14 protein-coding genes are annotated in these 13,357 nt (G+C 59.9%); 8 read left to right on the top strand and 6 right to left on the bottom strand.

Annotated elements, in window-relative coordinates:
• Positions 1–437: 437 nt before the first annotated feature.
• A complete protein-coding gene (locus PL597_RS08690; RefSeq protein ID WP_142912154.1) occupies positions 438–806 on the top strand; it encodes an Hpt domain-containing protein in 369 nt (122 codons plus the stop codon).
• Between the two features lie 130 nt (positions 807–936).
• Positions 937–1,257, top strand: coding sequence for a 2Fe-2S iron-sulfur cluster-binding protein (locus PL597_RS08685; RefSeq protein WP_271364973.1), 321 nt, complete (start codon positions 937–939; stop codon positions 1,255–1,257).
• A 302-nt stretch (positions 1,258–1,559) separates the two neighbouring features.
• Here PL597_RS08685 and PL597_RS08680 read toward each other — a convergent pair whose 3' ends face one another.
• A complete protein-coding gene (locus PL597_RS08680) occupies positions 1,560–2,186 on the bottom strand; it encodes a DUF922 domain-containing Zn-dependent protease (protein ID WP_271364972.1) in 627 nt (208 codons plus the stop codon).
• A 104-nt stretch (positions 2,187–2,290) separates the two neighbouring features.
• Between PL597_RS08680 and folP the strand changes: the two genes are divergently transcribed.
• From folP to folK, 3 genes are all read left to right on the top strand, one after another.
• Positions 2,291–3,151, top strand: a complete 861-nt coding sequence (gene folP, locus PL597_RS08675) for a dihydropteroate synthase (protein WP_442866797.1) — start codon at positions 2,291–2,293, stop codon at positions 3,149–3,151.
• A gap of 75 nt (positions 3,152–3,226) precedes the next feature.
• Positions 3,227–3,592 (top strand): dihydroneopterin aldolase, encoded by a 366-nt coding sequence (gene folB, locus PL597_RS08670; RefSeq protein ID WP_063951134.1) that lies wholly within the window; start codon positions 3,227–3,229, stop codon positions 3,590–3,592.
• Between the two features lie 4 nt (positions 3,593–3,596).
• Positions 3,597–4,112 (top strand): 2-amino-4-hydroxy-6-hydroxymethyldihydropteridine diphosphokinase, encoded by a 516-nt coding sequence (folK, locus tag PL597_RS08665; RefSeq protein ID WP_271364992.1) that lies wholly within the window; start codon positions 3,597–3,599, stop codon positions 4,110–4,112.
• 14 nt (positions 4,113–4,126) lie between these two features.
• On the opposite strand, the gene PL597_RS08660 is transcribed toward folK, so the two are convergent.
• From PL597_RS08660 to PL597_RS08645, 4 genes are all read right to left on the bottom strand, one after another.
• Complete coding sequence (locus tag PL597_RS08660) at positions 4,127–4,687, bottom strand: hypothetical protein (RefSeq protein WP_271364971.1); 561 nt, start codon at positions 4,685–4,687, stop codon at positions 4,127–4,129.
• A 139-nt stretch (positions 4,688–4,826) separates the two neighbouring features.
• Positions 4,827–5,897 (bottom strand): YcjF family protein, encoded by a 1,071-nt coding sequence (locus PL597_RS08655; RefSeq protein WP_271364970.1) that lies wholly within the window; start codon positions 5,895–5,897, stop codon positions 4,827–4,829.
• Entirely contained in the window at positions 5,894–7,372 is a 1,479-nt protein-coding gene (locus PL597_RS08650; protein WP_271364969.1) for a YcjX family protein, read from the bottom strand. The genes PL597_RS08655 and PL597_RS08650 overlap by 4 nt, the downstream gene beginning before the upstream one ends.
• Before the next feature lie 128 nt (positions 7,373–7,500).
• Positions 7,501–7,977: a SixA phosphatase family protein gene (locus PL597_RS08645; protein ID WP_244614236.1), complete on the bottom strand. Its 477-nt coding sequence runs from the start codon at positions 7,975–7,977 to the stop codon at positions 7,501–7,503.
• Between the two features lie 302 nt (positions 7,978–8,279).
• Between PL597_RS08645 and dksA the strand changes: the two genes are divergently transcribed.
• On the top strand, positions 8,280–8,699 hold the full coding sequence (gene dksA, locus PL597_RS08640; RefSeq protein ID WP_003496274.1) for an RNA polymerase-binding protein DksA: 420 nt from the start codon (positions 8,280–8,282) through the stop codon (positions 8,697–8,699).
• Between the two features lie 111 nt (positions 8,700–8,810).
• On the opposite strand, the gene PL597_RS08635 is transcribed toward dksA, so the two are convergent.
• Positions 8,811–10,058 (bottom strand): flagellar biosynthetic protein FliO, encoded by a 1,248-nt coding sequence (locus PL597_RS08635; protein ID WP_271364968.1) that lies wholly within the window; start codon positions 10,056–10,058, stop codon positions 8,811–8,813.
• Positions 10,059–10,253: 195 nt separating this feature from the next.
• Between PL597_RS08635 and PL597_RS08630 the strand changes: the two genes are divergently transcribed.
• Both PL597_RS08630 and cckA read left to right on the top strand, forming a co-directional pair.
• Positions 10,254–10,571, top strand: coding sequence for a hypothetical protein (locus PL597_RS08630; RefSeq protein ID WP_271364967.1), 318 nt, complete (start codon positions 10,254–10,256; stop codon positions 10,569–10,571).
• A gap of 174 nt (positions 10,572–10,745) precedes the next feature.
• Entirely contained in the window at positions 10,746–13,334 is a 2,589-nt protein-coding gene (gene cckA, locus PL597_RS08625; protein WP_271364966.1) for a cell cycle histidine kinase CckA, read from the top strand.
• The last annotated feature ends 23 nt before the right edge of the window (positions 13,335–13,357 follow it).

Raw genomic sequence — 13,357 nt, 5'->3', positions numbered from 1 at the left:
TTGACCCGCTTGCGATCAGCAAGCGGACTGCCGCCATCATGCCAACGAAACTTTCCCTCAAAAGAGGAGAGTCTCGCCATTTACCAAATCCCGAATTGCTGGTGGCCCAGCTTTCGGGCGAAATTACATCACTGTGCCGTAATAACAAAGCTTGAGCTTAAGCCCTGCGAGAACGGCAGTACCGTAGTGACACATTTAGGTGTTCGAAACAATTAATGCGGATTTGCGGCGGCGGCGAAGTGTCGGCTTTTTAACAGTTTTTAAACCTGGGTTTCACGCTGAACGCCTTGTTTCGCATAAGTTTAACATAAATTAACCATAGCAGAAGATTTTCGCCTGCGTCACGCCGTAATTTAAGCCGATAGCAGCGGTCCGGATGCGTGAATACGACACAGATGTGACACGAAACAGGAAACGGCGAGACAGGAATTTCATTCATGGCAGCGGTCAGTATTGCTTTCGAAGCTCCCGACAATTGCGGCGGCGCACCCGCCGCCGGTAAAAAACCTATCGATTTCGATCATCTTGCCCGCCAGACAATGGGCGACAAGGATCTGGAGATCGAGGTGCTGCAACTTTTCAGCCGCAACGCCCGCGCCGCCCTGCATGACATGGCGGACGCCGATGACAAGGCCGTCATGGCAACAGCGCACCGTCTTAAAGGGTCGGCCCAGGCCGTCGGCGCTTCCGCCGTTTCCGCGGCCGCGGCCGTGGTGGAGGACAAGGGCAATGACAGCGCGGCGATTGCAAAACTTGCGGCGGCCATTGTCGAAGCTGAAAATTTCATCCTCAAGCTTTGCCGCTGAGGCGTAACACATCAAATTTGCCATTTTGCAAGGCCGGTTGCGTCTGCGCGCCCTTGAAGCGGGTTGCCAAGGCGGACCGGCCTTTCTATGTGTTTAGAACAGTTCTTAGATCACATTTTGGATTTCCGGCATGACAAAACTGACCATCGTTGCCTTTGACGGCACGCCCAATGAACTCGACGTGAGCAACGGCTCCACCGTCATGGAGAATGCGGTGCGCAACTCCATTCCCGGCATCGATGCGGAATGCGGCGGCGCCTGCGCTTGTGCGACCTGTCATGTCTATGTCGACGACGCCTGGGCTGAGCGCGTCGGCGGACCGGAACCGATGGAAGAGGACATGCTGGACTTTGCTTTCGACGTGCGCCCAACCTCGCGCCTTTCCTGTCAGATCAAGATGAACGACGAGCTTGATGGTCTCGTCGTCCATGTTCCCGAACGTCAGGGCTGAAATCTTTCGTCATTGCTAAACGCAGAAAAAGCCCCGCTCACCTGGTAGCGGGGAGCGGGGCGAGGCGGGTACGCAGCATGCAGGCGAGGGAGGAAACACCTGCGAGCCCTCAAGTGCGCACCGGGAGAACCGGAGACGGCTGGAGCCTCAAGCCGCTTGGCCGAATGATCCCATACCGTACGAAGAACGTACAATGAGTCTTGGCGACGGCACCATGACGAGAATTCACGGGTGATATCGGACATGACGTAACGTCATGTCCGTGCTCGATGTGAAGCGAATGGCATAGGGTGTGAGACCGATCAGCGGCGGTTCTGACCCTGTTCGAGCCGGTTCTTCAAAAGCCGGGTCATGCGGGCATCGAAATTTTTCGATTCCACCACATCGAAGCGCAACTGATCGCGGTCATGTTCGTCCATCACCGTCTGGGTGATCTTACCGACCATTTTCTGCAGCGTCTCGCAGCTTTTCTGCGGCCGAAGCCCCGTCAGCTGCCTTTCAAGCGAGCGGGCATGGGTGCGGGCGATTTCCGCGTGGCGCTCCTCGTGGCGCTTGATATCGGCAAGCAGCGTATCCCAGATGAAGGCCAGTTCCGCCGTGGTGCGGCGGCGGTTTTTCCATTTCGGCAGGAGAATGCGAGTGTTCAACACTACTTTGGCGATTCCGACGCTGCAAAGGCCGTTTTTTTCCACATAAGTGAGCTCGCCGCCGAATTTGATTTCGGTGGCGCCAGGATGGCGCGCGCCGGTATTGCGCGTCAGCGGACCATGTCTGGAAAGCTGCTGGTCGAGATCGGCGGCGGTTTTGCCGCTGATCGAAAAATAGGAATAGGTCTTGCGGACGATTGTTTCGGAAGAAGCCGATCCGGGCAGGGAAAGCGCCAATGCGGCCGCTAAAGCGGCGCAAAGAGCACGTGATGATTTGGTCATGACCCGGCCTTCCGGTTGAACTCGAAAAAGGTTTGCTGCATAGGCGGAGCGGAACTTATAAGAATTGACATAACACTCCGTTATTCCCGAAAGGCGCGTGTTACGTGATAACAGTCGGCAGCAACGCGTGGCAAGCGGCCCATGGCCGCTCCCTGAAACTTGATGGGCGTGGCCGTATTATGGCCATCGTCAACGCAACGCCTGATTCCTTTTCCGATGGTGGCCGTTATCTCGCCGTCGATGCGGCTTTTTCCCATGCGCTGACCTGCGTGGAAGAGGGGGCTGACATCATCGATATCGGCGGCGAATCCACGCGGCCGGGTGCTGCCGCTGTCACGGAGGCAGAGGAACAGGACCGGGTGCTGCCGGTTATCGAGAAATTGCGCCGCGAGACCGATGTACTGATATCCGTCGATACCTATCGTGCCTCGACGGCAAGGCTGGCAATTGGCGCTGGCGCGCATATCGTCAATGACGTTTTCGGCCTGCAGAAGGATCCTGACATGGCGGGTGTGGTTGCCTCCACCCGCGCCGGCATCTGCATCATGCATACCGGCCGCAACCGGCAGAAGCTTGCCGACGTTATCGACGATCAGTTTGAATTCCTCAATCGCTCGCTTGATATCGCCGAGGCTGCGGGAATTGCCCGCGATGCCGTAGTGCTCGATCCCGGTTTCGGGTTTGCCAAGGATGAAAGCGAAAATGTCGCGCTGATGGCCCGTTTCGCGGAACTTGCCGCTTTTGGCCTGCCGGTTCTTGCCGGCACGTCGCGCAAGCGTTTCATCGGGTCGCTGACGGGCAGGGATGTGGCGGAGGAACGCGATATCGGAACGGCAGCGACCACCGCAATCCTGAGGCTTGCGGGTGCTTCGATTTTTCGCGTGCATAATGTCGCCGCGACCCGCGATGCACTGGCTATTGCCGATGCGGTTCTTGCCAAATCGTCGGCAAAGGTCGATGCGTAGATTAATGAGTGCCGGAATGCCGTGTCCGAAGATGCGCGGCTTTCAGGTGAACAATCCTGCCATGGAGGCGATGCGATGAGCCGCTATACCATCATCCTGAAAAACTGTTCCTTTTTCGCCCGTCATGGCCTTCTCGAGCAGGAGGAGGTGCTGGGCCAGCGCTTTTTCGTCGATGCCGAGATGGAAGTCGAAGCAGGTGACGCGCTGGAAACTGACGACATCGAAAATACCGTCGACTACGGCGTAGCCTTTGCCGTCATCGAAAAGATCGTCGTCGGGCAGCGTCGTTATCTCATCGAGGCTTTGGCGAACGACATCGCCAAGGCGCTGCGGGCGCGTTATCCGCAGATCGTCTGGCTCAAGATCACGGTGCGTAAACCCTCGGCGCCGGTTCCCGGCATTCTCGACTATGCGCAGGTGAGCGTTGAACACCGTGCCTGAAAAGATGACCGTCGCCGCACTGGGCCTCGGCGGCAATATCGGTGATCCAGCCGCTGCCATGGCGCGCGCGCTGCGCGAACTTGACGCACATGATGGATGCCGGGTACAAGCTGTTTCCGGCCTCTACCGCACGCCGCCCTGGGGAAAGACCGATCAGGCCGATTTCTTCAATTGCTGCGCTCTCGTTGAAACCGCGCTTACTGCGCCCGCTCTGCTGCAACTCTGCCTCGATATCGAAAGGGGCATGAAGCGGGTGCGCACGGAGCGCTGGGGTCCGCGCATCATCGATATCGATGTGTTGACCTATGGGAATGATACTATCGTTACAGAGAGCATCGAAGTGCCGCATCCGCGCATGGCGGAGCGCGCTTTCGTGCTGATGCCGCTTGCCGATATCGCGCCCGACCTCGAGGTAAAAGGTAAGCCCGTGCGGGAATGGCTTCAGCAGGCGGACAAGACCGGCATTGTCAGCGCAAACGAAAAACGGGAGTGGTGGACACTCCCGCTTGGCGATGGCTGAGAAGAGTAGGGCTTTTACGGCTTGATCGAACCGACGGCGAGCTGGTCTATATCGCGCGCCAGCGTCACACCGATGACCGGGATCATCTGATCGGCGACCTTGACGGAAATTGTGATATTCATCGAATTGTCTTTGGAGACGCGTGCGACCATCGCGCCATTCAGCTTGGCGCGATTGATGCCGACGACGACCTTGTCGCCGCTGACCTGTCCTGAGGTGATGTCCAGTCCCTTGCCTTCGGCGCCGTCGAGGAACTTGCCCTCGTAAGAATTGCCCTTCTGGCTGATGACGGCCGACATGGGCTGGCTGAAGACGCCGACGCGGCAGGTGCCGCCGAGCTTGATGCCGGTCTGCTTGTCGTTGAGCGGTTCGCCCGTCAGATCGCAGGTGAACTTCGTCCCCTTGTATTTGCCGGCGACGATTTCGCCCGGGCCTTTCCAGACACCGGCGACCGAGCGGAAGAACACGTCGTCGCGATCGCGCGATGCTGCCTGCACATCAGACATGCCGAAACCGCCGCTGACGGACAAAATGGCGGCAAGCCCGCCCACAAGCGAAAAGAAGCGCGAATACATGATACTTTCCCCGGCGAAGAAGCCTGTTCGATAGGCTGCAATCTACCGGTGGAATGGTTAATGCTTGGTTTATTTCGCTCTCATTTACGGCTTCATCCGTAACCTTTTGAACCGCGAATGCCCGGCGGATCAGGCTCTTTCAGTGTTTTTTTCCACCGCTTAAATCAGGTGTAAGGTCGGACATGAAATCGCCGATGCCCGGCCGCTTCACCGCCCTGAACGGAAGCGGACGGCAAAGGTCCATGGCGGCAATACCGATTCGCGCCGTCATCAGACCATTGATGACGCCTTCGCCGAGGCGGGCGGAGAGTTTCGAGGCAAGGCCATGGCCGAGAACCTGCTGGGCAAGCCCGTCGCCAACGGCGATCGAGCCGGTGACGGCAAGATGGGCGACGACATCGCGCAGGAGCTTCAACATGCCGAGCGTGCCGGGACGGCCGCCATAAAGCTCCGCCATGGCGCGCACCAGCCGCGTCACTTCAAACAGCACATAAGCGAGATCGACCACCGCGCGCGGGCTGACGGCGGTGACGACGGAGACGCGCTTGGACGAATTGAGAATGAGGGCGCGGGCCTGCCGGTCGAGCGGAACGAGCAATTCACGTTCGGCAAGCTCGATCAGATGCGGGCCGTCGATCACGTCGTTTTCCGTTTCCTTCAGCGCCGCACGTCCCTTTGCCGTTTCAGCCCGGTGGGAGAGGACGGCATTCAGGCGGGTGACGATGGCGCGTGCGGGTTTCGGGCTCTTGTCGAGTGTCGCCGTCTCGGCATCGGCCTTCAAGGATTGCACGGCGTTGAGCCGCATGATGCCGAAGACCTCGCGGCCGACAAGGGCGAGAACGGCGAAAAGCGCCACAATAAGAGCGATAGTGGCTGTGTAACCCAGCCAGTCGGAACGGGAGAACAGGTTGCGGATGAGTTGATCCGCCCAAAGCCCGAAGGCGAGCGAGAACAGGACGCCAAGCGCGCCGAGCGCAAGCTTGCCGAAGGAGAATCGGCTTTTCTTCGGAGACGCCACCGGCAGCGTGGCCGCATCAATCTCCTCAGGCGCCAGAAACGGATCGTCCTCGTCGGGCGTCAGCGAAATTTCGGTGTCGAAGCTGCGCGGCGCGCGTTTTTGTGTGGCGGCCGGCCGTGCCGTCTCCTCGGTCTCGAGCGAGAAAGCGGTGGGACGGCGTGTCTGCGGATCGTTTGGTGTGGGAACCTTCATGCGAGCTTGTCTCCGAACAGGAACTGCATGGCGCGGTCGAGCCTGATATGGGGAACGGAAAGCCGGATGCCGCCACTGCCCGGCTCGTCAATGTTGGGCGGGCGAAAACGCACGACATTGACGTCAGGCAGTGTCGCCTTGTCGCCATCCTGATCGATGCTGCGGAACAGCGGTTCCGGATCGTCGGGCAGGTCACCCGGGAAGATCGCCGTCTTGCGATTGCCGTCGAACGTCTCGCCATTGATGGTTTCACCCGCCATCGGCGTGCCGACGATGACGGGAAGCTCGTGGCCGTCCTGCCGCACGCTTGCCTCACGGGTGGCGCGCACGGAGGCAAGCGCCATGACCTCGATGCCGGCGCCATTCATTCCTATAGTGGTGATGGCGCGGTCCACCAGACGTCGGGTCAGGCGCTCCAACCGGTCATGGCTTTCGTGATGCAGGTGATCGGCTTTGGTGGCGGCGATCAGCACCTTGTCGATGCGTCGGCCGATCAGCGATGACAGCAGGCTGTTGGTGCCGGGGCGGAAACAGGCAAGAACATCGCCGAGCGCCCGTTCCAGATCCTGAACAGCTTCCGGTCCGCGATTGACGGCCTGCAGCGTGTCGATCAACACGATCTGACGGTCGAGGCGGGCGGAATGCTCGCGGAAAAAGGGGTTGACCACAATCGACTTATAGGCATCGTAGCGCCGTTCCATCATGGCGCGCAGCGAGCCCTTGGGTGCCTTTTCGTCTGTCAGGCCCGGAAGCGGTGCGAAGGTCAGCGCCGGCGATCCCTCCAGGTCGCCGGGCATCAGGAAACGGCCGGGCGGCAAGGTGGAAAGCGACCTCTCGTCGGATTTGCAGGCCTTCAGATAGGCCGCGAAGCTTTCGGCCAGACGACGGGCCGTCATTTCATCGGCGGGCGCGTTGATGTCGAGCGAGGAGGCGATAGCCAGCCATTCTTGCGCCAGTTCGGCGCGGATGCCGCTCCCGGCAAGGGCGACCGTCGCGTCGCTGAACTGTTTATAGTCCTGCGACAGAAGCGGTAGATCGAGCAGCCATTCGCCGGGATAATCGACGATATCGATGGAGAGCTTGCCGGCCGAAAACCATCGGCCCCAACCGCTGGCGCTCTGATAATCCAGCGTTATCCGCAATTCCGAGATCGCCCGTGTCGAATCCGGCCAGAGCCTGTCGCGTACCAGCGCCTGGATGTGGTCTTCATACTGGAAGCGGGGTATGGCGTCGTCCGGTTGCGGCTCGAGGCGAACATTCGAGACGCGCCCGGATCGCATGGCCTCGAACAGCGGCAACCGGCCGCCATTCAGGAGGTTATGGACGAGGGAGGATATGAAAACCGTCTTGCCCGCCCGCGAAAGGCCGGTGACACCAAGCCGCAATGTCGGATGGGTGAGGTTGCTCGCACGGTCGGCCAGATTGTCGAGAGCGATCAACGCGCTGTCTGTCAGGGACGTAAGGGAGGGCGGCAATGGCAGTTTCCTGGCTGTTTTTCACGGTCACGGCTTCATATAGGAAGTTGCGGCTGGCCAAAAAAGAAGCGCTCCAGCGGGTTTTCGGCAGTGATGCCTGCCGGCGCCGCTGTTGCCCGCGGCGGCAGCTATTTACCCGGTGCGAGGAAATCGATCAGCCGCCAGCGATTTTTACCGCTTGCGGCGCTGTCGTCCTGATCCAGAACCGCAAGACCCGATGTGGGAAAACCCGAGGGCAGGGCGGCATGCAGCAGATCCTCGCCGATCATGGCTTCCAGCGTTGCTTCCATGGTGGGGTTGTGCCCCACCAGCATCACCGACTGCACCTCCGTCTGCGCGGCGATGAGCGACAGATAGGTCTCGCTGCGGGCATTATACATCTCATCGACGTAGAAGATGTTTACGGCTTCGTTGAAGGCACGCTGCCAGGCCTGCGTAGTCTGCCGGCAGCGCGCGGCGGTGGATGACAAAAGCAGATCGGGACGGTAGCGCCGGTCGGCGGCAAGGTCGGCGATGACCTCCGCCTCGGCAAAACCCGCTTCGTTCAATCCCCGGTCGAAATCCCGCTCTCCCGGCGCCGCCCAAGCGGCCTTGGCGTGACGCAGAAGGTAAACTCGGCTCGGGGAAGATGCTGTCAAGGGCGGGGACCGGCGTTCGAATGTCAGGGCACGGGTTGAATGCTACAGGATAGGGTTGCAGGACCGCAAGTCCTCTTTCCTGTTGGTAAGTCGCGTTGAAGTGATTGAAGAAGAGTTCGCTTCAATACGAATAAAGGATAAAAAATAGTCATTTAGATGATTTTTGTGTCAGTTTTAAAAATGCCTGAAAACTGATCTGCAGACTTGAATCGTTGACTATCATTGGAGTATACACCGCCGCATTGAGATGTTCTTCGAGGAGAATCGCGTTGAGTGAGAAGATCGATCTTAGCAAATATGTGCTCTCGGAAGACGATGAGTTCATGAATGCCAGCCAGCGGGCTTACTTCCGCGCGAAGCTGGTCGCCTGGAAAAATGACATCCTGAGAGAAGCGCGCGAGACCCTCGGACATCTCGCCGAAGAAAGCGCCAACCACCCTGATCTCGCCGATCGGGCTTCTTCCGAAACGGACCGTGCGATTGAACTTCGCGCCCGTGACCGTCAGCGCAAGCTGATTTCCAAGATCGATGCGGCTCTTCAGCGGATCGAAGACGGCACTTACGGTTACTGCGAGGAAACGGGTGAGCCTATCGGCCTCAAGCGTCTGGACGCCCGCCCGATTGCAACGCTTTCCATCGAGGCGCAGGAGCGTCACGAGCGTCGCGAAAAAGTCTATCGCGACGAATAAGGCGCTGCGGCCGGCAGGTGGGCGAATCGCATGACAAATAAATTAAGGGCACGGAAATCGCTTCCGTGCCCTTTTTCTATTTCAAATTTCTGACCGGAAGACCTGCGCCCGTCAGCGGTCGCGGGTCACGGAAAGTTCCCCGAAGATACGCGCCATTTCCTTCTGCATGTCTCCATCCGGTGAAGCGCCGGTGACAGGCGGGGAAGCTGGCTGCGGCTTGATCTGCTTTTCCCCGACAGGGGCGATGGACGGTTCGTTATCCGCCTTGCTCTTGGCGATCTCCGCCTCAAGGAAGCTTTCGAAATCGCTGGCGAGCTCATCGGAAAATTTCGGCTCGGCGTCGTTCGAAGCCACTGCCGGATTTTCAGGCTTGGGCGGGAAAGGTGCGGGCGGCGTCGTCTGTCCCGGCTTCAGGTCTGGAAGGACGCGCTCCCGCGCAGCGTCGAGAAAATCGGCGGCGATGGACTGGTCGATCACCGGCTCTCGCGCGGCAAAGACCGGCGGGGCGAGTTCCGCAGTCCGTTCTTCCGCCTTTGCCTCGACGGGCGCCGGTGCAGGTATCGGCGGTGCGACCGGCGCCGGAGCCTGCACGACGGGCTCGGCTCGCCTTGGTTCCGTTCGGGCCGCCGCCATGTCGAGCGATGCCGCCGCCATCGGCAAGACGGCAGCGACCGGAGCCGTTGCAACCGGTATCGGCGGCGGTGTGGCGCGCGCGGTCTCCCGCTCGGGTGCCGCCTGTCGTGCCGGCGGCGCGGTTTCGCGCGCCGGTGCAGGCGTGCGTACGGGCTGCGGCTGGGTCGATGGGCGTGGAGGAAGCTGAGCGGCGGCCGCCGCAACGGGTGCCGGACGCGGGGACGGCGCAGGTGCCAACGGCTCCGGCCGCTGTGCTTGCTTCACGGGTTCCTCAGGCACGGAAACGGGAGCCGCAGCCGCAACGGGCTGCTGTTGCGGCAGGGCGGGGCGACGTTCCTGCTGGATCGCCGGCTCGGCTCTCTTCTGCTCGCTTTCCTGGCGCGGGAGCGCCTTCAATTCCGGCTCCTGCACGTCCCTGACAATGGGGATCGCGCCTATACCGCTCTCGATGACGATATCTGTCGGGCCGCCGATCATGACGAGATGCTCGACATTGTCACGGCGCACCAGCACCAGACGGCGGCGTGCGTCCACGGCTGTCGCATCGAGGACCTGCAGGCGCGGCTGCCGGTTGCGGCCGCCTCGAATGAAAGGGGCCGAACCGCTGCGTCTGCGCAGAAGCCACAGCGCAATCGCCAGAATGAGCAGGGCCACACCCACTCCAACAACGGCGACGATGAGACGGTTTCCATAAGCGCCGATAAAATCTTCCATCATGGAGATCATCCCTTCAGATTTTTTGGCTTTTTCGTTTCTTGGGCAATTAATATTGCCGTGGTTCTTATAATGTGAACATCAAGCAGGAAAAGACGATTTTTTTAGGCGCGATACAAGGTTTATTGATTTCGCCCACAGGATTGCCGCCTCAACCGTAACGACGCCACCAACGCGCCAGATCTCTTCCTTCAATGCTGAAAGACAGTGAAAGTTGCAATTCTTTTGCCGAAGGAGCGTTCCGGGATGTCCCAGTCATTACGCATCGATAGCTCCCTAGCGCTGCGTTTGATGCGTATTGTTTTTCTGTTGCCATCGTTTTACGCGTTTCTATCTTCGATGGCGTGGGCCGAAAACAAGGCGCCGGATAGCGCAGCGACCATGGCGGAGTTCGTGCGCGACAATCCTTCCTGTGTCGACTTCACGGACGGATGCTCGGTTTGCACCGTCACCGATGGCAAGATCGTCTGTTCCGCGCCACGCATTCAATGTCAGGTAAAGGCGTTGACCTGTACCAGGCCGTAGTCTTTTAAGGCTTTTATACACCTTTCAGGCCGTTTTCGCTGTGCGTTTTTAAGCCTTTGTGTCCTGCCGGAGCTTTTTGCCGGTCAAGCGAGTTGCTACAAGAAATTTTAGTGTCCGATTCCGTCAAGGGAATAGGGCTGACCGAATGACGACCTGCACGACTGCGAGGCCAAGATGACACGGGTGCGCGATACAAGCGACAACGACCTTCCGCTGGTGGACAGGCGCGCCCGTTCCGGCACCGTCTTGCGCATTCTGCTTCTGGCGCTGGTTCTGATCGCCGCCGCCGCCGCCTTCGTCTATTTCAGGGATCAGCTGGAAAACGAAATCGTGCTCGGCATACTCGGCGTGCTGGCCATGATGGGCATTTTCTTTCTGGTCTCGTCAATCATCGGTTTCATCGAGGTCATGCCGCAGTCGCAATCGGACGGCCTTGCCCGCCGGTTTCTCTCGGCGCACCCGGAAGGCACGCTCATCACCGACGCCAAGGGGCATATGGTCTACGCCAACGCCACCTATTGCCGGATGAGCGGCACCACCAAGGCGAGCGATATCCAGAGTCTCGAAACGCTCCTGTCGCGCAGCCGGGAATCGACCGAAGCGCTTTACCGGCTCATCAACGTGCTGCGCGAAGGCCGCGACGGTTACGAAGAGTTCCGGCTGCTGAAGCCGCTGGGTGAGGATTCCAATGCGGGCCCGCACTGGTACAGGCTGAAGGGCCGGGTGCTGAAGGATGCGAGCGGCGAGGGGCTGCACGTCTTCCAGATCGCCGATATCACGCCGGAGCGCGAGGATCAGGAGCGCTTTTTCCGCGAATTGCAGAACGCCATCGATTACCTCGATCACGCCCCGGCCGGTTTCTTTTCCGCCGGGCGCAAGGGCGAGATCGTTTATCTGAACGCCACCCTGTCGGAATGGCTCGGCATCGATCTGGCGCAGTTTTCGCCCGGTTCGATGACCGTTTCCGATATCGTCGCCGGCGAGGGCATGGCGCTTATCGAATCGGTGCATCCGCAGGGCACGGCGAAGCGCACTGAAATCCTCGACCTCGACATGCGACGGGTGAACGGGCAGAGCATGCCGGCTCGCCTCGTGCATCAGGTGACCTCGAAGGATGGCGCGCCCGGTGAGAGCCGCACCATCGTCCTGAAGCGCCCCAAGGGGCAGGAGGATACGGAATCCTCCTCCGCCATGCGTTTCACCCGCTTTTTCAACAATACGCCGATGGCGATCGCCTCGCTCGACGGCGAAGGCCGTATCCTGCGGATCAACGCGCCCTTCCTGAAATTGTTTTCCGGCGTCGTCGGACGCGATGATATCGACCGCGGCGTGGCGCTTGAGACCATTCTTCACGACAATGAGAAGCCGAGGCTCGAGCAGGCGCTGGCCGAGGCAAAGGACCGCCAGGGCGATATTGCCCCCTTCGATTCCCGTCACCCGAGCGACGAAGGCCGGCATTTCCGATTCTACGTCAACGCTGTCATCGATCAGGACGATGAAGCGCCGGAAGAAGTGGCGATCGTCTATGCCATCGAGGTGACGGAGCAGAAGGCGCTCGAGACACAGATGGCGCAGACGCAGAAGATGAATGCCGTTGGCACACTCGCCGGCGGTATCGCCCACGATTTCAACAACGTGTTGACCGCCATCCTGCTGTCGTCGGACCATCTTCTGCTACAGGCGCGACCTGCCGATCCGAGCTTCGCCGACCTCATGGAGATCAAGCGCAACGCCAACCGCGCGGCCGTGCTGGTGCGCCAGCTTCTGGCGTTCTCACGCAAGCAGACCATGCGTCCGGCCATCCTCAACCTGACGGATGTGATCGGCGATCTGCGCATGCTGGTGGACAGGCTTATTTCCGGCACGAATGTCAAGCTGGAGGTCGATTATGGCCGCGATCTCTGGCCCGTGAAGACGGATCTCTCGCAATTTGAGCAGGTGCTCATCAATCTCTGCGTCAATGCGCGCGACGCCATGCCCGACGGCGGCAAGATCACCATCCGGACGCGTAACGTCGACGCGAAGGAAATAGCAGCGCTTGGCCGTCCGGAATTCCCGGCCGAGGACATGGTGATGGTGGAAGTCGCCGATAACGGTACGGGCATTCCGCCGGAGATCATGGACAAGATTTTCGAGCCCTTCTTCACCACCAAGGAAGTCGGCAAAGGCACCGGCCTTGGCCTGTCCATGGTCTATGGCATCGTCAAACAGTCGGGCGGTTACATCTATCCCGAATCGGAGGTGGGCAAGGGCACCGCCTTCCGCATCTACCTGCCGCGCCATGTGGTGGAGGCCGTTCAGAACAACGGGCAGCAGCCCGGCGCAGCGGCGCTTGCTCCGGCCATCGCAGCCGAGCCGGTGAAGGAAGAGCCGCTGGACCTCACTGGCAAATCCGCCGTCGTGCTTCTGGTGGAGGATGAGGAAGCGGTGCGGCGCGGCGGCAAGCGCATGCTGGAAACCCGCGGCTATACCGTGCACGAGGCCGGTTCCGGCACCGAAGCTCTGGAGGTGATGGAGGAGTTGGAAGGCAAGGTCGATATCGTCGTTTCCGACGTCGTGATGCCGGAAATGGACGGTCCGTCGCTGTTGCGAGAACTGCGCAAATCCTACCCGGACCTGAAATTCATCTTTGTTTCGGGTTATGCCGAAGATGCCTTCGCAAAGAACCTGCCTGCCGACGCCAAGTTCGGTTTCCTGCCGAAGCCCTTCTCGCTCAAGCAGCTGGCCATCGCCGTTCGAGAAATGCTCGACGAAAAGGAATAAGGTCCGCGGCGGCGAACCGGATT

Source organism: Agrobacterium sp. ST15.13.013, from assembly GCF_027956525.1.
In the GTDB taxonomy this organism is placed as follows: Bacteria; Pseudomonadota; Alphaproteobacteria; order Rhizobiales; family Rhizobiaceae; genus Agrobacterium; species Agrobacterium salinitolerans.
The sequence above is the reverse complement of the archived record's forward strand: the minus strand, read 5'-3'. Positions and strand labels throughout refer to the sequence as shown.